Here is an 18,607-nt window from a genome sequence, read left to right on the forward strand (position 1 = left end):
GACACGGATGGGTGTCGAGATCTGTGTGGAAGGGCTCACCAAGTCCTTCGGCCACCAGGTCATCTGGCAGGACGTCTCGCTGACGCTGCCCGCCGGGGAGATCTCGGTGATGCTCGGCCCCTCGGGGACGGGAAAGTCGGTGTTCCTCAAGACGCTCGTGGGGTTGCTGAAGCCCGAGCGGGGCTCCGTGAAGGTCGCGGGCCGGGACATCACCCGCTTGCGCGAGCGCGACCTGTACGAGGTGCGACGGCTGTTCGGCGTGCTGTTCCAGGACGGCGCGCTCTTCGGCTCGATGAACCTCTACGACAACATCGCCTTCCCGCTGCGCGAGCACACCCGCAAGTCCGAGAGCGAGATCAAGCGGATCGTCCTCGAAAAGATGGACATGGTCGGACTGATCGGCGCCGAGGAGAAGCTGCCCGGCGAGATCTCCGGCGGTATGCGCAAACGGGCCGGGCTCGCCCGTGCCCTGGTCCTCGACCCGGAGATCATCCTGTTCGACGAGCCGGACTCGGGCCTCGACCCGGTCCGCGTGGCCTACCTCAACCAGCTCATCGTCGACCTGAACGCACAGATCGACGCGACCTTCCTGATCGTCACCCACGACATCGCCTCGGCCGGCCAGGTCCCGGACAACATCGGGCTGCTGTTCCGGCGCGAGCTCGTGATGTTCGGGCCCCGCGAGAAGTTGCTGGCCAGTGACGAGCCCGTCGTACGGCAGTTCCTGAACGGCCGGATGCAGGGGCCGATCGGCATGGCGGAGGAGAAGGACGCGGCCCAGGTCGAGCAGGAGCTGGCCCGGCTCGACGACGGCGGCCCGGCCGACGCGCCGGCCCCCCGACTGCTCCCCGGCCCCGGCATCGTCCGCCCGCCTCGCTGGGAGGCGATCGCGAGACGCGAGGCACAACTGCACGGGACGGAGGTGAGAGGCGCATGAGGCTCTCCCCGACGGGCGCGCTCCGGCAGTCGGGCAACCTCTTCGCGATGGCGCTGGACGTCGTGCGGACCCTCCCCCGGCGGCCCTTCCAGACGCGGGAGTTCATCCAGCAGGCGTGGTTCGTCGCGAGCGTCACGATCCTGCCGACGGCTCTGGTCTCGATCCCCTTCGGGGCGGTCATCGCGCTGCAGATCGGCAGCCTGACCCGGCAGTTGGGCGCGCAGTCCTTCTCCGGTGCCGCGTCCGTGCTCGCCGTGCTCCGGGAGGCCTCGCCGATCGTCACCGCGCTGCTGATCGCGGGCGCGGGCGGCACGGCGATCTGCGCGGACCTCGGGGCGCGCAAGATCCGGGACGAGATCGACGCGATGCAGGTGCTCGGCATCGACCCGATCCACCGGCTCGTCGTACCGCGGGTGCTGGCATCGATGGTCGTGGCCGTTCTGCTCAACGGCCTGGTCTCGGTGGTCGGTGTCGCGGGCGGCTACTTCTTCAACGTCGTCCTCCAGGGCGGGACGCCGGGCGCCTACCTGGCGTCCTTCACCACCCTCGCCCAGCTGTCCGACCTGTGGGCGGCCGAGCTGAAGGCGCTGGTGTTCGGGGCGATCGCCGCGATCGTCGCCTCCTACAAGGGGCTGACCGCGCGGGGCGGGCCGAAGGGCGTGGGCGACGCGGTCAACCAGTCGGTGGTGATCACCTTCATGTTGCTGTTCGTGACCAACTTCGTGATGACCGCGGTGTACTTCCAAGTCGTCCCGCAGAGGGGTTAGCCCATGCGACTTCTCAGCCGTCCACTGAACGCTCTCGAAGAGCTCGGGTCCCAGCTCTCCTTCTACGGTCGTTCCTTGGCCTGGACGGGCCGCACCGTGCGCCGCTACAAGAAGGAGATCCTGCGGCTGCTCGCCGAGGTGAGCTTCGGCCGGGGCGCCCTCGCCGTCGTCGGCGGCACGGTCGGGGTGATCGCCTTCCTCTCCTTCTTCACCGGGACCGAGGTCGGCCTGCAGGGCTACGCGGCCCTCAACCAGCTCGGCACCTCGAACTTCGTGGCGTTCCTTTCGGCGTACTTCAACACCCGGGAGATCGCCCCGCTGGTGGCCGGACTCGCCCTGTCCGCGACGGTCGGCGCAGGGTTCACCGCGCAGCTCGGTGCGATGCGGATCAGCGAGGAGACCGACGCGCTGGAGGTGATGGGGGTCCCGTCGCTGCCGTTCCTGGTGACGACGCGGATGATCGCCGGCTTCGTCGCGGTGATCCCGCTGTACGTGGTCGGGCTGCTGTCCTCGTACCTCGCCGCCCGCACCATCACGACCGTCTACTACGGGCAGTCGACGGGCACGTACGACCACTACTTCCACCAGTACCTGCCACCGGTCGACGTCTTCTGGTCCTTCGGCAAGGTGATCGTCTTCGCCGTCCTGATCATCCTGGTGCACTGCTACTACGGCTACCACGCGACCGGCGGCCCGGCGGGCGTCGGCGTCGCCGTCGGCCGGGCGGTGCGGACCTCGATCGTCGCCATCAACGTCCTGGACTTCTTCCTGAGCCTCGCGATCTGGGGCGCCAACACGACCGTACGGATCGCGGGGTGAGGCCGATGAGAGCACTGAGACTCAGGTTGTACGGCGTCGCGTTCCTCGTCGTGCTCGCGCTGCTGCTGTCGCTCGCCGTGGCCGTCTACGAGCAGGCGTTCACGCCGGTCGTGCGCATCACGCTGCGGGCCGACACGCTCGGCAACCAGCTCGAGCCGCGCGCCGACGTCAAGCTGCGCGGGCTGCTGGTCGGCGAGGTCCGGGCGACGCACGCGGACGGGACGAGGGCCACGCTCGACATCGCGCTCAAGCCGGAGTACGTCGCGCACATCCCCTCGGACGTGCACGCCCGGCTGCTGCCCAAGACCCTCTTCGGCGAGAAGTACGTCGACCTGGTGCCGCCCGCCGGGCCGGCGGCTCGGCCCATCCGCGCCGGGGACGTCATCACGCAGGACCGCACCACGGTCGGCATCGAGGTACAGCAGCTGATGAACGACCTGCTGCCGCTGCTTCGGACGGTCCAGCCGGGCGAACTCAACGCCACGCTCTCGGCGTTCGCCACCGCTCTGGAGGGCCGCGGCGACCGGATCGGCGACAACCTCACCCGGGTCGACGGCTATCTGCGCCGCCTCAACCCGCACATGCCCTCCCTCAAGGAGGACATCGCGCGGTTCGCGGACGTCGCCGAGGTGTACGGCGACGCCGCGCCCGACCTGATGCGGATCCTGCGCAACACGGTCACCACCAGCCGGACGATCGTCGAGAAGAGGGACCGGCTGGCCGCGGCTCTGCGAACGACCGCGTCCGTGGCGGGCACGGCGAACGGCTTCCTGTCCGAGAACGGCGACCGGCTGATCACCCTGGGCCGGGTCTCCCGCCCCACGCTGGCGCTGTTCGCCCGCTACTCCCCGGAGTACCCGTGCCTGTTCCAGGGCCTGGTCCGGCAGGGGAAGGCGTCGGAGGACGCGTTCCGGGGCGGCGAGATGCGGATCACCCTGGAGGTCGTCCGGCCGCAGGGGGCGTACCGGCCCGGTGAGGAGCCGGTGTACGGCGAACGGTCCGGCCCGAACTGCCGCGGCCTGCCGCATCCGCCGGTGCCCGGGCCGAAGCCCCGTCTCGACGACGGTACGTCGGCCGGAGGTTCCGGCGGCGACGCAACCCCCGGAGGTGTCGACGTGTCCGCCACCCGGGCCGAGCAGCGGGCCGTCGGCTCGCTCGTGGCCCCCGCCCTGGGCGTCCCCGCGGACCAGGTGCCGTCCGTGGCGACCCTGCTGTTCGGGCCGCTCGCACGCGGAACGGCGGTGAGTGTCGCATGAGCAGGTCGGGAGCCCGGCAGACCGCCGCCCCGCTGGTCAAGTTCAGCCTCTTCGCGCTGGTCACGATCGCGGCGACGGCGCTGCTCGCCGCCACCATCGTCAACTTCTCCTTCACCGCCAAGGAGACCTATCACGCGGTGTTCACCGACGTCACCGGGCTGGAGACCGGCGACGACATCCGGGTGGCCGGAGTGCGGGTGGGAGAGGTCGACGGCATCCGCATCAAGGACCGGACCCTGGCGGAGGTCACGTTCACCGTCAGCGCGGACCGGCCGCTGCACGCCGGGACCCACGCGGTCGTCCGCTACCGCAACCTGGTCGGGCAGCGGTACATCGCGCTGACCGAGGGCACGGGTGACGTCACCGCCCGGCTGCGGCCGGGCGGCACCATCCCGCTGTCCCGGACCCAGCCGGCACTGGACCTCAACGACCTGCTCAACGGCTTCAAGCCGCTGTTCGCCGCACTCAGCCCGAGCGACGTCAACCAGCTCGCCACCGAGATCGTCCGGACCCTCCAGGGCGAGGGCGGCACGGTGAACAGCCTGCTCGCGCACACCGCCTCGCTCACCAGCACCCTCGCCGACCGCGACGAGCTGATCGGATCGGTGATCGACAACCTCAACACCGTCCTGGAGACGCTCGACAAACGCGGCTCCCGCTTCTCCGGGCTGCTCACGCAGCTGCGCCGGGTGGTCTCGGGGCTGTCGGCCGACCGCAGGCCCATCGGGGAGTCGCTGGTGAGCATCGGCGACCTCACGGACGTCACGTCGGGGCTGCTGAAGGACGCGCGTCCTCCGCTGAAGGACGACATCGCCGAGCTCGGCGATCTCACCGGAACGCTGAACAAGAACGAGAACACCGTGGAGGGCGTCCTGAAGCGGCTGCCGAACAAGCTCGAGAAGCTGACGGGGACCGCCTCGTACGGCTCGTGGTTCAACTTCTACCTCTGCGACTTCGACGGCCGGATCGTGCTGCCGAGGACCAACCAGGTGATCAGCCCGGAGCTGCATGTGGCGCAGGCGAGGTGTGGCGGATGAGCATGCGCATCGGGCGGCGCGACGTCCGCCGCCCCGAGCCGCTGGTGAAGGTCAAGGTCCTGCCGCCGAGGCTGCCGGGACTCCCCCGACTGCTGCCCAAGCGCAAACCGCCCCGCCCCGAACCCCTCGTGAAGGTCAAGGTCCTGCCGCCGAGGCTGCCCGGGATCCGGCTCAGGCGCCCCCACCTGAAGCCCTTCCGCGAGCGGAATCCGGTCGGTGTGGGCGCCGTCGGCCTCACCGTTCTCGCGCTGCTCACCGTTGCCGCCTTCAACGCCGACAGCCTGCCGCTGATCGGCGGCGGCGACACCTACAGCGCGGCCTTCTCCGAGGCCGGCGGGCTCAAGCCGGGCGACGAGGTACGGATCGCCGGGGTCAAGGTCGGCAAGGTCGAGGACGTCGACCTGGACGGCGACCACGTCAAGGTGACCTTCAAGGTGAAGGGCCGTCCGGCGTTCGGTACCGACACGGGTGCGTCGATCCGGGTCAAGACGATCCTCGGCGCGAAGTACCTGGCCCTGCACCCGAAGGGGCCCGGCCAGTTGCAGCCGGGCCGCGAGATCCCCCTCCGGCGGACCGTGTCGGCGTACGACGTCGTCCAGGCCTTCAGCGACCTGACGACCACCACCGAGGAGGTCGACACGGACCGGCTCGCGAAGGCACTGGACACGATCTCCGTCACCTTCGAGGACTCCCCCGCGGAAGTGCGGGCGTCGATCAAGGGGCTGTCCCGGATCTCCCGGACCGTCGCCACCCGTGACCAGGCCCTGCGCGGGCTCCTCGACCACGCGAACGGAGTCACCGAGGTGCTGGCCGCTCACACGAAGGACTTCTCCGCGCTGGTGAAGGACGGTGACGCCCTGTTCAAGGAGATCGGCAAGCGGCGCGCGGCGATCCACAAGCTGCTCAAGAGCTCCGCTCTGCTCGGCATCGAGCTGTCCGGCCTGGTCGACGACAACAGCAAGGAGATCGGGCCCGCGCTGAAGAACCTCAACACCTTCGTGACGATGCTCGAACGCAACCAGACGAGTCTCGACCGCAGCGTCCGGCTGCTCGCCCCCTATGTACGGCTCTTCACCAACACCCTCGGCAACGGCCGCTGGTTCGACTCCTACATCCAGAACCTGGTCGCCGCCCCGGTCACCCCACGGGCGGGAGGCACCCGATGACCCGCAGAACCCTGGCCCTGTTCACCGCGCTCGCGATCGTCGTCGGCCTCGCCGTCGTCCTCTGGCCGCGGCCCGGCCCCGTCCACGTGACGGCGTACTTCCCGCGCACCGTCGGCATCTATCCCGGCTCCGACGTCCGGGTCCTCGGCGTCCGCATCGGCGAGGTCAAGGAGATCACGCCGGAGGGCGACCGGGTACGGGTGGAGCTGGCATACGACCGGGGCCGCAAGGTCCCTGCGGACGCACAGGCCGCCATCGTCAACTCATCGGTGGTGAGCGACCGTTACGTGCAGCTGCTGCCTGTGTACCGCAAGGGCGCGGTGCTGCGGGACGGAGCCGTCATCCCCGAGTCCCGTACGGCCGTCCCCGTCGAGCTGGACCGGATGTTCGACAGCCTGCACACCACCGCGGAGGCGCTCGGCCCGAACGGCGCCAACGAGAAGGGCTCGCTGTCCCGGCTCCTCGGGGTGAGCGCGGACAACCTCCACGGGCAGGGCGGGAACCTCAACCAGACGGTGGAGAACCTGTCCCAGGCGGTCACCACGCTGTCCGACGGGCGGGGCGACCTGTTCGGGACCGTGCGGAACCTTCAGGTGTTCACGGCCGCACTGGCGGCGGACGACGCCGGCGTCCGGTCGTTCAACACCGACCTCGCCGACGTGGCCGAGCAGCTCGCCGGGGAGCGCAAGGATCTCGCGGCCGCGCTGAAGTACCTGGCCGCCGCGCTCGGCGACGTGTCCGGCTTCGTGAAGGGCAACAAGAAGGCCCTGACCGCGGACGTGAAGAGCCTGGCCAAGGTCACCAAAGTCCTCGTCACCCAGCGGGACGCTCTGGAGGAGCTGTTGACCGTCGCCCCCACGGGTCTGTCGAACCTGCAGAACGCCTACAACCCCGCCGCAGGCACCCTCGACACCCGCAACAACCCGCAAGGCCCGCAGGATCCGTCATCCCTTCTCTGCTCGATCCTGAGGACGACCGGCGAGGACCACGACAACTGTGCCGGGCTGAAGAAGCTCCTCGACTCCCTGCCCGAGGTCCCGTCGGCCCCGGCGTCGACGGGCACGGTCGACAGGACCCTCGGCGGAATCCTGGGGGCACCGGCATGAGCGTGCGGCGCAAGGGGCGGGTGGCCGCCTGGACGGCGGTCGGCACGCTGCTGCTGACCGGCTGCGAGTTCAACGGCTGGTACGACGTCCCGCTTCCCGGCGGTGCCGCCTCGGACGGTCACGCCTACCACGTCACCGTCGACTTCCGGGACGTCCTGGACCTGGTGCCGCAGTCGGCGGTCAAGGTCGACAACGTCACCGTCGGCGCCGTCGAGAAGGTCGAACTGGACGGCTGGCACGCCCGCGTGCGGCTCAGGATCGCCGACTCGGTGAAGCTGCCCGGCAACGCGGTCGCCGATCTGCGGCAGACCAGCATGCTCGGCGAGAAGTACGTCGCGCTGTCCCCGCCGGCCGGGACGCGGCCCGTCGGACGGCTCCGCGACGGCGACCGCATCCCGCTGTCCCGCAGCGGCCGCAACCCGGAGGTCGAGGAGGTGCTGTCGGCCCTCTCGGCGCTGCTCAACGGCGGCGGGGTGGCCCAGCTCAAGACGATCACCGTCGAGCTGAACAAGGCCCTCGACGGCCGCGAGGACCGGGTCAGGTCCCTGCTGAAGCAGCTCGACACCTTCCTCGGCGGCCTCGACGACCAGCGGGCGGAGATCGTGCGCGCGCTGAACGGCGTCGACCGGCTCGCCAAGCGGCTGAAGAAGGAGAGGAAGACGATCGCCCTGGCCGTCGACACCCTGCCGCCCGCCCTGAAGATCCTCGCCGACCAGCGCAAGGACCTGACGAAGATGCTCACCGCCCTGTCGACACTCGGCAAGACCGGCACCAGGGTGGTGAACGCCTCCCGCGACGACACCGTCGCCAACCTGAAGAAGCTCCGGCCCATCCTGCGGCAGCTGAACGAGGCGGGCGACGACCTGCCCGACTCCCTGGAGATCCTGACCACCTACCCGTTCCCGCGCAACGCGACCGACGCGGTGAAGGGCGACTACGTCAACTTGAAGATCACTGCCGACCTCGACCTGGCGGACCTGTACGGCAACGCCACCGGCAAGCCGGGCGACGACGGGAAGTCCCCGGCCCCCGACACCCCGCCCCTTCCCGACGTCCCCACCCCCACCCCGCTCCCGTCCGTCCCGTCCCTGCCGGGCACCCCGTCCGTGCCCCCCGTGCCTCCCGCGCCCTCCGCGCCCTCCGTGCCCTCGACACCCTCCGACGGCAGCACCCTGCTGTGCCCGCCGGTGTGCACCGCTGCCTACGGCACCGGGGACGGCTCGCGGCGCCTCCCGCCGGGGGTCGATCTCGGCCTCGCCGAGCTGATGCTGAAGGGGATACTGCCGTGATCACACGTACGGTCAGGGCCCAGCTGCTCGCCTTCGCGACCGTCACCGCCCTCGGGGTGTCGTTCGTCGGCGCCCGGTACACGGGCCTGGTGGACGACGTCCTGCACCGCGGCTACACCGTGCGTGCCGACTTCGCCGAGTCCGGGGGTGTCTTCTCCGGCGCCGAGGTCACCTACCGGGGCGTACCGGTGGGCCGCGTGGGCGAGCTGCGGCCGACCGGGTCCGGGGTCTCGATGGCGCTGAAGATCGAGGACGGCGCCCCGGGGATCCCGGCCGACACGCTCGCGGTGGTCGCCAACCGCTCGGCGGTGGGCGAGCAGTACGTCGACCTCCAGCCACGGCGCTCGGGCGGGCCGTACCTCACGGACGGCAGCCCGATCCCGCGCAGCCGCACCCGGACCCCGCTGCCGGTCACCGACCTGGTCCTCAGCCTCGACCGGCTGGTCAACTCCGTCCGCAAGGACGATCTGCGGGTCACCGTGGACGAGTTGGGCAAGGCGTTCGCCGGCACCGGACCGAACCTGAGCCGGCTGGTGGACTCCGGCAATGCGCTGGTGGAGTCGGCATCCGAGTCGCTCCCCCAGACGATCTCGCTGATCGAGGACTCGCGGAAGGTGCTCAGGACACAGGCCGACCAGGGCTCGGCCATCAAGTCGTTCTCCCGCGACCTGGCCGCGCTCACCGAGCAGCTCAAGTCGAGCGACGGCGATCTGCGCAGGCTGATCGGCAACACCCCGCCCGCCGCCCGGCAGGTGAACTCCCTGCTGAGGTCCACCCGGCCGCACGTGCCGGTCCTGCTGACCAACCTCATCAGCGGCGGCCGGATCACCGTGGCCCGGCTGCCCGGCGTCGAACAGGCCCTGGTCACGCTCCCGCTCACTGTCGCGGGCAGCTACACGGTCATCCCCGGCGACGGCACCACCCACTTCGGGATGGTCGTGAACGCCGACGACCCTCCCGCCTGCACCCAGGGCTACGGCACCCAGCGGCGCGACCCCGCCGACACCGGCACGCGCCCGCCGAACACCGACGCGCGCTGCACGGCACCGCGCGGCAGCAAGACCTCGGTGCGCGGAGCGCAGAACGCGCCCGGCGCGACGACCGGTCGGCACAGCTCCGACCAGGCCGCGTTCGTGGCCCCCTACGACCCGGAGACCGGCACCTCCCCCAAGCTCTCGGCTGCGCTCGAGCAGGGAGGGACCCCCATCGGCCCGGACGGAACGCCCTTCGAGATCGGCTCGACGGGCGGGGAACAGACCGTGTTCGGAAAGGAGTCGTGGCAATGGCTGCTCGTGGGACCGATGGTGTGAGAGGCGGAGGCATGAGGCTGCTCTCCGCGGGGCTCGTCGCCGCGACCGTGGTGACGGTCGTGCCGTGTGTCTGGCTGGGCCTGAAGCTGTCCGACCAGCGCGCGGCGGAACAGCGCCGGCAGGACATCCTGGCGGCGGCCCGCCAGTCCGCGCTGAGCTTCACGTCGCTCGACTACCGCCACTACGACCGGGACAGCGGCAATGTGCTGAAGGGTGCCACCGGCGCGTTCAAGAAGGAGTTCGCCGCGCAGACCGAAGAGCTGACGAAGCTGGTGGCGCAGAACAAGTCGGTGTCCGAGGGCCAGGTCCTGGAAGCGGGCATCGTGCGGTCCGACGCCCGCTCGGCCCGGGTCCTGGTCGTGGCCGACAGCAAGGTGACCAACACCGCCGCGCCCGAGGGCCAGGCGCGCACCTACCGGCTCCAGCTCGACCTGACGCGCGTGGCAGGCCGCTGGCTGACCTCCGACGTCGCGTTCGTCGGCTGACCCACCCGTGAGGCCATCGATGAGAAGAGACACCGTGGCGAACCCGACCTCCCGCACCCGCGGCACCGGCTCACCGGCCCGCCGCACCATGACCGCGGCCGCCCGCGCGGCGGCCAAACGCGCCGGGCGGCCCGCGCGCGCCGAGCACGTCGCCCGCCAGGAGGAGCGGACTGCCTCCGGGCGCACCCTGCTCGTGGAGCCCCCGGCCCACGGCTGGGAGGACCCGCCGGAGCCCGGGTCGCTCGAGTCCTTCGACTCCTTCGAATCGTTCGGGGAGGAGCCGGAGGACGGCGCGCCCCCGCGCAAGGCCGGGCGGAGCGTCCTCATCGCGGTGCTGGGCGTCGTCCTCGTGGCGGCCCTGGTCGCGGCCGCCGTACTCGGGTGGCAGTACCGGCAGGGGCGGCAGGCGGAACAGGCTCGCGGCGAGGCCGTCGCGGCCGCGCGGAAGGCGGCGCCGGTGGTGCTGTCGTACGACTACCGGCATCTGGACCGGGACTTCTCCCGGGCCCGCGCCCTGCTGACCGGGCACTTCCGCGACCAGTACGGCAAGACCACGAAGGCGGTGGTCGCGCCGACCGCGACGAAGTACCACGGTGTGGTGAAGGCGACCGTGGCCACACCCGCCGACGGCGGCGCCCCGGCGGTCTCCATCGTGTCGGCCACACCGGACCGGGCCGTCGTCCTGCTCTTCGTCAACCAGCTCACCCGGAGCACCCAGGTTCCGGCGCCCCGGCTGGACCTGAACCGGGTGCGCATGACGCTCACCCGCACCTCCGACGGCTGGAAGGTGAGCGGCGTCGACGCCCTCTGACCGGTGACAGGGCCACGGACCAGGACGAGGCTGCCACCGGATCCCGCCCCGTCGGGCTTCGGCCCGGACTCGTCCAGGCAGGTCCACCAGGGCCGCCCGGCTTGACCTGTCAGGCCGAGACAGTCGCTCAGGGCTGCGGCTACGGTCGGGGGGAAGAGCGGATTGCCACCGGAGGAGGAACGACGATGGCCGGCACCGAAACGCTCGACCGCAGCACCTGGGAGACCACGCTCAACCAGATGACCGAGGAACACCAGGGGGAGTTCGTCACCATCGAGGTACTGGACCCCGAGGTCGGGCACCAGTACGAAGCCAACCGGCTGCCCTTCGCCAGCATCGTGTACGACCCGAAGGACGACGTGGTGGCCGTCTCGGTCGGCGGGCAGTCGCCGGGCTACCCCGTCGTCCTGCGGCACCTCGTGTGGCACCCCACGGAGATCGACGTGGCCACGCAGGACATTCCCGAGCCGGCGGTCCGGGTGGTCGACAAGGACGGCACCGCCACGCTGATCACCTTCTTCTCCAAGGAGTCCGGCACGGAGTCCTGACCCCTGGGGCGCACCCGCCGCGGGCAGCCGTCACGGCACCTCGTAGCGGGCTGTCCGGCAGGCGGTCAGGGAAGCAGAAAGTGCCTCTGAGCAGCGAGAACGGGAATTGCCGAGGTCCTGTTCCTGCCACCGCCGGAGGCACTTTCACCCTTGTTCGGGTCCAGGACGACGGCCGCTGATGTGTCGCGCGGCCTCGACCGTGCACCCTTCAACGAGCCAGGGACGCGCAGCGCACGCAGGTCTTCGCCGCCGGGCGGACTTCGAGGCGCTCCGTCGGGATCTGCTCACCGCACTGCTCGCAGCGTCCGTAGTCGCCTCTCTCCAGCCGCTCCAGGGCGTGGTCGAGATCGTTCAGATGCTCGCGCGTTTGGGACAGCAGGGCGGCGACGTGCGCCCGCTCGAAGGCCGTGCTCGCCCCTTCCGGGTCGTGCTCGTCGTCGATGGCCACCAGGGCGTTCGCCTGGACGATCCCTTCGTATTCACGGGTCAGAGCGGATATCTGCCGCAGCGTGCCGTCACGGTCGGCCGCGAGCAGCGCACGCATCGACTCGCTCTGAGATGCGGGAAAAACGGCATTACTGCCTCGATCGCTCATAACGGAGGAAACCTCCGCGTCGTGCGTCACATTCCCGGGTCCCCGGGCGACGGCAGCCTCAGGAACGACGCGGGCGGCCCCGCTGGTACTGCTTCGGCCACGGGACGTCGTCCCCCAGCACGCGGGCCGCGCGGAGCGGCCAGGTCGGATTGCGCAGCAGTTCGCGCGCGAGCATGATCGCGTCGGCCGAACGGTCCACGAGGATCTGGTCGGCCTGCTCCGGTGCGGTGATCAGGCCCACCGCGGAGACGGGCAGGGCCGCGCCCTCGCGGACGGTCCGGGCGAAGGGCACCTGGTAGCCGGGCTCCACTTCGATACGGGCGTTGTGGACGAGCCCGCCGCTGGTGATGTCCACCAGATCGACGCCATGGGCCACCAGGTGCCGCGACAGTTCGACCGTCTCCTCCGGAGTCCAGCCGCCGTCGGCCCAGTCCGTGGCCGAGAAGCGCACGAACAGCGGGCGGTCCTCCGGCCACTGCGCCCGTACGGCGTCGGTTACCTGGACGAGGAAACGGCTGCGCCCGTCGAGATCGCCTCCGTACTCGTCGCCGCGATGATTGGACAGGGGTGACAGGAACTGGTGCAGCAGATAGCCGTGCGCGGCGTGGATCTCCAGGACGTCGAAGCCGGCGGACAGCGCCCGCGTGGCGGCCTCACCGAAAGCCCGGACCAGAGCGCGGATGTCGTCCACGCCGAGCTCCCGCGGGGCCGGCCAGTCGCCGAACGGCAGCGGTGACGGTGCCACCGTCTGCCATCCTCCGGCCTCCGGTTCGACGTACACGTCACCCACCCAGGGCGGTGCCGTCGACGCCTTGCGGCCGGCATGGGAGATCTGGATGCCGGCGACGGCTCCCTGCCCGCGGACGAAGTCGGTGATCCGCTTGTACGCGGCGGCGTGCCCGTCATCCCAGATGCCGGCGTCGGAAGGGGTGATCCGGCCCTCGGGTACCACTGCCGTGGCCTCTTGCATGACCAGGCCGGACCCGCCGCGTGCCAGGGAGCCGAGATGGACCAGATGCCAGTCCTGCGGATAGCCGTCGACCGAGCTGTACTGGCACATGGGGGCCACCCAGGACCGGTTCGGGAAGGTCGTGCCGCGCAGGGTGAGCGGTGAGAAGAGACGGCTCATGGGAGGCCTCGCAGGGATGGGGGAGGACGGGTGCCCCGCAGCCGTCGAGCCGTGACGGCCTGGGCTCCTGCGGAGCGCCCCTCACGGTGGGTGCGTCCGAGTACCCGGCCGCTCGTGACCACACACCACACACCACACACCACCGGTCAGCGTGTCCCCCAGGCGGTGTCCCGGCGCGTGGCGGTCCCGGGCCGTGGTGGTGGGGCCGTGGTGGTGGGGCGCAGCACCGGCGACGACGTCGGCGCGCGGCGCCGCGGGATCGCCGCCGTCGTCGTCGGGCCGTCCGTCGGCGTGATCACCAGCAGATCCGGTCGATGAGTTCCCGCAGGTCAGCGCGTCCGTCCTCGGAGGGGAAGACCTGCCGGTTGCTGCCGCATGACCGGCGGGGTCCACTGGGGTAGAGGGCCTCATCCGGAAAGGGGCTGTTCCATGGAACGGCAGGCAAAGGACATCAGGACGCATGTGACTGCCCGCGGCCGAGCACTCCCGGCGGTGATGTCGTGACCGCCCGGGTCGAGTGCGTGGTGACGATCGGCGTCGTGCCGGGGCCGGACGCCGACACCACGCCGATGAGGAACAATGTGTGGATCGTCGGCGACGACGAGCAGGTGATGGTGGTCGACGCCGCACACGAGCCGGACGTCATCGCCACGGCGCTCGGCGACCGCCGCGTGGCGGCGATCGCGTGCACCCACGCACACAGCGGCCACGTCGACGCGGCGGTGGCTCTGTCGGACCGCACCGGGGCTCCGATCATGCTGCACCCGGACGACCTGGAGCTGTGGCGTCGCAGCTATCCCAGCCGTGTCCCCGACGAGGAACTCGTCGACGGCCGGGTGATCGACGTCGCCGGAACCGCTCTGACGGTGCGTCACACTCCAGGGCACACGCCGGGATCCGTAAGTCTGTACGATCCGGCCCTGCACAGCGTCTTCACCGGGGACATGCTGTTCTCGCGCGGCCCTGGAACCATCGGGCCGGAGGACTCCGACTTCCAGGCGATGATCCACTCGATCCGCGAGCGCCTCGTCACCCTGCCCCCCGACACGGTGGTGTGCCCAGGGCACGGCGACATCACCACGGTCGGCGAGGTGGGCGAGCGCGTGGAGGACTGGCTCCGCGGCATCACGTGAGAGCGGGAGCTGGGCCGACGACGTGGTGAAGCCCCTGGATGGATGGGTTCTCCACCAAGAGAACCTTCTCCACCAGAGGCTTCACGTGCCCGTTGCGTCCGTCCGGCGTCGACGTGGCAAGGGCGCCCGGTCTTCAGAGCCGGCCCCGGGCCCTCGGGCCCGTCCGATCCGGCTCTGCTTGTCGCCGTGCTCCCGGACCGCTGCGGGATCCCCGCCCTTCGCCGTCATTCGGACGGCGCGGACATCGGACCCCGCGGCCGTCCGACTCAGGCGTTGGGGCGCTTGCCGTGATTGGCCTTCTTCTTCTTACGGCCACGTCGCTTGTTGCCTCGTTTGGCCACGGTGCACATCTCCCTCATTCGGAACTTTCTACGCGCTGGTCAGTCTAGATCCGGCCCGTAATGTCCGCATCAGCGCTGCCGCGGGCGGGTTCTTCCTCTCCGGTACCGCCTGCCTCGTACTCGGCGCGCTGGGCGTCCTCGGCCCCTGACGACAGGCTCGGCGAGAGCCACGCCGGCTTCAGGGCCGCAAGCCGGACTCGGCCGGGCAGGCGTCCGTCACGGTGCGGTGAACAATGCGGGGAAACCGGGCGCGAGCCAGGGCCTGCGCCCCCAGGCGAGGACCTTGCCGCGGGCGATGGCACCGGTGGCACTGCGCCGGCCCAGCGCGAGCAGGAAGAACGTGACCGGTTCGATCATGATCGTGCAGTCGGGACGGCGCGGGGGCTCGGCGTGCACGGTCACCGTGCCGTTGGTGAACGCCACGGTGAGCCGGGAGAGGCCGCGCACCCTCAGCTCGTAACAGGCACTGTGCCCGGCAGCCGCTCGTGCGTCGACGACACGGGGCATCGCGGTGATCAGGAACGGCATCGCCAGATCGACCCTGTCGCGGTCGATCATGTGGGGTCGGCCGAGTGCCGCCGCGATGTCGTAGCCGTGCCCGAGCATGTGGGTCAGCAGGTAGGAGCTCAGGGTCTCCAGGTCCATGGGCCCCAGCGGTGTCACCGTCGGTGTGTCCGCCGACCGCAGGCCGGCCGCCTCGGTGAAGGCCCGCGCATGCCGGACGATGCCGTCCGCCAGGACGGAGGTGTCGCGTTCGGGGAAGGAGACCAGCGAGGCGGCGTTGGCCGCCGCGAGTCCCCCTGGTGTGCCGTCGCCATATTCCTGCTCATGCCCGGCGGCGAGGGCAGCCATCAATTCGTTGGCCAGGACCAGATGCGCCGCAGCCTCTCCAACCGTCCACTCGGCACCGGGAATGAGCACCGTGGCATCGGTACACGACCGGAGCAACCGGGCTATCTCGTCGGCTACGGCACATATGGCTTCGGACAGCCGCGATCGCGCGGCGGCCTCACGCTGAGGGATGGTCATGGGAGTGAAGGGTGGACCAGCCCTCCGCATCTGTCCATCGTCCAGTTGTCCAGGCACACCGGTCGACCTGCGAGGCAGTCAGGATGAGGGCGGCCGCTTGACGACCGGCTGCCGCCCCTTCAGGAACGAGTGGGCCGACGTGTTCGGTGCGGACGTGTCCAGGGTGCGGTCACTGCCGCGGTCAGGGAGACGGCGGAGAGGAGCGCGAACAGGTGGACGTAGCCGCCGAGGGGCGCGGAGAGCGCGGCTCCGGCGAGCGGGGCCAGGGCGGCGGCGGTGGTCACGGGGGCGGCCATCAGCCCTGACAGGCGGCCGTAGTGGGTGGTGCCCCATCTGTCGGTGACGGCGGTCGCTTGCAACAGGGTGAGGTTTCCGCGGACCATGCCGGCCGCGACCGATACGGCTGCGACCAGTGCGTAGGGGCCGGGGATCGCGGCGAAGCCCGCGGTGGTGAGGCCGCCGAGCGCGATCAGGATCGCCGTGCGCGCCGTGGTGCCGGTGCGGCGGGCGAACGTGGCGTACAGAGTGCGCCCGAGGGTCTGTCCGGCACCGCCCAGGCCGAGCGCCCAGGCGGCCTCGGCCGTGGTGTATCCCCGCTCGAGAAGCAGCGGCACCAACGCGACGACGACCGCGTACATCGCCAGTGAGGACAGGGTGAACGCGGCCGAGAGCATCCAGAACGATCTGCCGCGTGCCACGGTGGCGGCGTCCCCGACGGTGCCGCCGGCTGCCGACGGGGCCTCCGGCCACGGAGCGCGCAGCGCCGACGCGTGGGCGGGAACGGTGATCAGGGCGAGGATCCCGGCCAGCACGAGGTAGGTGCCGCGCCAGGTGAGGTGGTCGGCGAGGAGGGCCGTCAGTGGCGCGAAGATCGTGGACGCGAGGCCGCCGGCGAGGGTGACCGTGGTGAGGGCGCGTATGTGGTCGGGAGCCCACCAGCGGGTGAGCGCGGCGAAGGCCGGCTGGTAGAAGGTCGAGGCCATCGCGAGCCCGGCCAGTGCCCAACCGGCGGCGAAGGCCCACTGGTTCGGGGCGCTGGCGATGACGACGAGGCTGGTGGTGCCGAGCACCGATCCGGCGGTCATGACCGTGCGCGGGCCGCGCCGGTCGAGCGCGCGGCCGACGGGGATTCCAGCGAGCGCGGAGACGATCAGGGCGAGGGAGAAGGCCGCCGTGGTCGCGCTGGTGGGCCAGCCGGTGTCCGCGTTGATCTGCGGGTTCAGGACGGGGAAGGCGTAGTAGACGATGCCCCAGCTGGCGATCTGGGTGACGCAGAGGGCGGGCAGGACCGCGCGGGGCCGCGACCGGTCCCCTGTTCCGGTCGCGGCCCCGCCGCCGCGGGCGTGGAGGCTGGTCACGAGCCGCAGCAGCCGCCCGCCGGGGCCTCATCGGCAGGGGCCTTCACGCCGAGCTGGACCAGTCGCGGCGCCGGGGCGCAGCAACCGCCGTCGCCCTGGTCCGCTTCGGGGGCGTCGAACAGCCCCGCTCCACCGCACACCCCGGTTTCCGGGAGGGTGAGTTCGACGCGGTCGGCCGAGTCGATGTCACCGGCGATGGCGGCCGCGACGGAGCGGACCTGCTCATAGCCGGTCATCGCCAGGAACGTCGGTGCGCGGCCGTAGGACTTCATGCCGACCAGGTAGATGCCCTGCTCCGGGTGGGCCAGTTCACGGTGGCCGTGCGGGTAGACGGTGCCACAGGAGTGCTGGTTGGGGTCGATCAGCGGAGCCAGCGCGACCGGGGCCTGGAGCCGCTCGTCCAGGCCGAGCCGGATCTCCGAGAGGAACGACAGGTCCGGCCGGAAGCCGGTCAGCACGATCACCTCGTCCACCGGCTCCAGACGGCGGCCGTCCTCGGCGACCAGGACCAGACGGCCGTCGCTGTCGCGCTCGATCGCCTCGGTGCGGAAGCCGGTGACCGCGTCCGCGTGACCGTCGTCCACGGCGGCCTTCGCCGCGAGCCCGAGCGCGCCGCGGGCCGGGAGCTGATCGGCGGTGCCGCCACCGAAGGTCGAGCCGGAGATGCCGCGACGCAGGATCCACACCGCGTGGGTGCCGGTGCCGTCGTCGGCCTCGGCCAGGCCGGCGAGGTAGGCCAGTGCGGTGAAGGCGGAGGCGCCGGAGCCGATGACGGCGGTGCGCCTGCCCGCGTAGCGGGCCCGTACGGCCGGGTCCTGGAGGGCGGGCACTCGGTAGGTGATCCTGTCGGCGGCCGCGCGCTCGCCCAGTGCGGGCAGTCCGCTGCCGCCGGCCGGGCCGGGGATCGTCCAGGTGCCGGAGGCGTCGATGACCGCCCGGGCGAACACCTTCTCTTCCCGGCCGTCGGCATGGGCGACGTGGACGACGAAGGGCTGCGCCGCGCGGTCGGCGTCGACCATCCGGTCACGACCGGTGCGGGAGACGCCGGTCACCCGGACGCCGGTGCGCACGCGGTCCCCCAGGACATCGGCGAGCGGCTGCAGGTACAGGTCGGCCCACTCGCCACCGGAGGGACAGGAGGCCGGGTCGGGCTTGACCCAACCGGTCGGGGCGAGCAGCTTCTCGGCGGCGGGGTCCGTGAGCTCGCTCCACGTGGAGAACAGCCGGACGTGGCTCCACTCGCGTACGGCGCTGCCCGCGGCGGTGCCGGCTTCCAGCACGAGCGGTCGGATGCCACGCGCGACCAGGTGAGCGGCGGCTGCCAGGCCGGCCGGTCCGGCTCCGATGACGACGACGGGCAGGTTCTGCGTTTCCATGACGGCTGTTCCTCGGTGTCGTTGCGGCGCGTGCGGGTCAGCGGAGGGGGGCGTGGGCGGCGAGCGCGAGCTGGGCGCCGGCCGCCTGCCGAGCGGTGGAGCGGGCCAGGACGCC

At 71.2% G+C, this 18,607-nt stretch carries 19 protein-coding genes; 14 read left to right on the forward strand and 5 right to left on the reverse strand.

Annotated elements, in window-relative coordinates:
• Positions 1-7: 7 nt before the first annotated feature.
• The 12 genes from ABZ899_RS05570 (at position 8) to ABZ899_RS05625 (ending at position 11,531) form a co-directional block, all read left to right on the forward strand.
• Positions 8-937 (forward strand): ABC transporter ATP-binding protein, encoded by a 930-nt coding sequence (locus ABZ899_RS05570; protein WP_361341097.1) that lies wholly within the window; start codon positions 8-10, stop codon positions 935-937.
• A complete protein-coding gene (locus ABZ899_RS05575) occupies positions 934-1,704 on the forward strand; it encodes an ABC transporter permease (RefSeq protein WP_361341100.1) in 771 nt (256 codons plus the stop codon). Before ABZ899_RS05570 ends, ABZ899_RS05575 begins: the two co-directional genes overlap by 4 nt.
• 3 nt (positions 1,705-1,707) lie before the next feature.
• Positions 1,708-2,523: an ABC transporter permease gene (locus tag ABZ899_RS05580; protein ID WP_361341102.1), complete on the forward strand. Its 816-nt coding sequence runs from the start codon at positions 1,708-1,710 to the stop codon at positions 2,521-2,523.
• 5 nt (positions 2,524-2,528) lie between these two features.
• Positions 2,529-3,779 (forward strand): MCE family protein, encoded by a 1,251-nt coding sequence (locus ABZ899_RS05585; protein ID WP_361341104.1) that lies wholly within the window; start codon positions 2,529-2,531, stop codon positions 3,777-3,779.
• The gene (locus tag ABZ899_RS05590) at positions 3,776-4,816 is read left to right on the forward strand and encodes an MCE family protein (RefSeq protein ID WP_361341106.1); all 1,041 of its coding nucleotides are present in this window, start codon (positions 3,776-3,778) and stop codon (positions 4,814-4,816) included. The genes ABZ899_RS05585 and ABZ899_RS05590 overlap by 4 nt, the downstream gene beginning before the upstream one ends.
• A 185-nt stretch (positions 4,817-5,001) precedes the next feature.
• Complete coding sequence (locus tag ABZ899_RS05595; protein ID WP_361341570.1) at positions 5,002-5,982, forward strand: MlaD family protein; 981 nt, start codon at positions 5,002-5,004, stop codon at positions 5,980-5,982.
• On the forward strand, positions 5,979-7,088 hold the full coding sequence (locus ABZ899_RS05600; protein ID WP_361341108.1) for an MCE family protein: 1,110 nt from the start codon (positions 5,979-5,981) through the stop codon (positions 7,086-7,088). Before ABZ899_RS05595 ends, ABZ899_RS05600 begins: the two co-directional genes overlap by 4 nt.
• Entirely contained in the window at positions 7,085-8,377 is a 1,293-nt protein-coding gene (locus ABZ899_RS05605) for an MCE family protein (RefSeq protein WP_361341110.1), read from the forward strand. Before ABZ899_RS05600 ends, ABZ899_RS05605 begins: the two co-directional genes overlap by 4 nt.
• Positions 8,374-9,687, forward strand: a complete 1,314-nt coding sequence (locus tag ABZ899_RS05610; protein ID WP_361341112.1) for an MlaD family protein — start codon at positions 8,374-8,376, stop codon at positions 9,685-9,687. Before ABZ899_RS05605 ends, ABZ899_RS05610 begins: the two co-directional genes overlap by 4 nt.
• Before the next feature lie 11 nt (positions 9,688-9,698).
• The gene (locus ABZ899_RS05615) at positions 9,699-10,172 is read left to right on the forward strand and encodes a hypothetical protein (RefSeq protein ID WP_361341116.1); all 474 of its coding nucleotides are present in this window, start codon (positions 9,699-9,701) and stop codon (positions 10,170-10,172) included.
• Positions 10,173-10,206: 34 nt separating this feature from the next.
• Positions 10,207-10,983: a hypothetical protein gene (locus ABZ899_RS05620; RefSeq protein WP_361341119.1), complete on the forward strand. Its 777-nt coding sequence runs from the start codon at positions 10,207-10,209 to the stop codon at positions 10,981-10,983.
• 185 nt (positions 10,984-11,168) lie between these two features.
• Positions 11,169-11,531 (forward strand): DUF5335 family protein, encoded by a 363-nt coding sequence (locus tag ABZ899_RS05625; protein WP_361341122.1) that lies wholly within the window; start codon positions 11,169-11,171, stop codon positions 11,529-11,531.
• Positions 11,532-11,739: 208 nt separating this feature from the next.
• Here ABZ899_RS05625 and ABZ899_RS05630 read toward each other — a convergent pair whose 3' ends face one another.
• Together ABZ899_RS05630 and ABZ899_RS05635 are read right to left on the reverse strand one after the other, a co-directional pair.
• Entirely contained in the window at positions 11,740-12,075 is a 336-nt protein-coding gene (locus tag ABZ899_RS05630; protein ID WP_361341124.1) for a TraR/DksA C4-type zinc finger protein, read from the reverse strand.
• Between the two features lie 109 nt (positions 12,076-12,184).
• The gene (locus ABZ899_RS05635) at positions 12,185-13,255 is read right to left on the reverse strand and encodes an NADH:flavin oxidoreductase/NADH oxidase (RefSeq protein WP_361341127.1); all 1,071 of its coding nucleotides are present in this window, start codon (positions 13,253-13,255) and stop codon (positions 12,185-12,187) included.
• A 114-nt stretch (positions 13,256-13,369) separates the two neighbouring features.
• On the opposite strand from ABZ899_RS05635, the gene ABZ899_RS05640 reads away from it, so the two are divergent.
• Together ABZ899_RS05640 and ABZ899_RS05645 are read left to right on the forward strand one after the other, a co-directional pair.
• Positions 13,370-13,573, forward strand: coding sequence for a hypothetical protein (locus ABZ899_RS05640; RefSeq protein WP_361341130.1), 204 nt, complete (start codon positions 13,370-13,372; stop codon positions 13,571-13,573).
• A gap of 182 nt (positions 13,574-13,755) precedes the next feature.
• Complete coding sequence (locus tag ABZ899_RS05645; RefSeq protein ID WP_361341132.1) at positions 13,756-14,388, forward strand: MBL fold metallo-hydrolase; 633 nt, start codon at positions 13,756-13,758, stop codon at positions 14,386-14,388.
• 557 nt (positions 14,389-14,945) lie between these two features.
• Here the strand turns inward: ABZ899_RS05645 and ABZ899_RS05650 are convergent.
• The 3 genes from ABZ899_RS05650 to ABZ899_RS05660 form a co-directional block, all read right to left on the reverse strand.
• Positions 14,946-15,788, reverse strand: coding sequence for a maleylpyruvate isomerase family mycothiol-dependent enzyme (locus ABZ899_RS05650; protein ID WP_361341135.1), 843 nt, complete (start codon positions 15,786-15,788; stop codon positions 14,946-14,948).
• An 89-nt stretch (positions 15,789-15,877) separates the two neighbouring features.
• Complete coding sequence (locus ABZ899_RS05655) at positions 15,878-17,116, reverse strand: MFS transporter (RefSeq protein WP_361341138.1); 1,239 nt, start codon at positions 17,114-17,116, stop codon at positions 15,878-15,880.
• Entirely contained in the window at positions 17,113-18,492 is a 1,380-nt protein-coding gene (locus tag ABZ899_RS05660; RefSeq protein WP_361341140.1) for an NAD(P)-binding domain-containing protein, read from the reverse strand. The genes ABZ899_RS05655 and ABZ899_RS05660 overlap by 4 nt, the downstream gene beginning before the upstream one ends.
• Between the last annotated feature and the right edge of the window lie 115 nt (positions 18,493-18,607).

The organism is Streptomyces sp. NPDC046859, from assembly GCF_040645135.1.
Classification (GTDB): Bacteria; Actinomycetota; Actinomycetes; order Streptomycetales; family Streptomycetaceae; genus Streptomyces.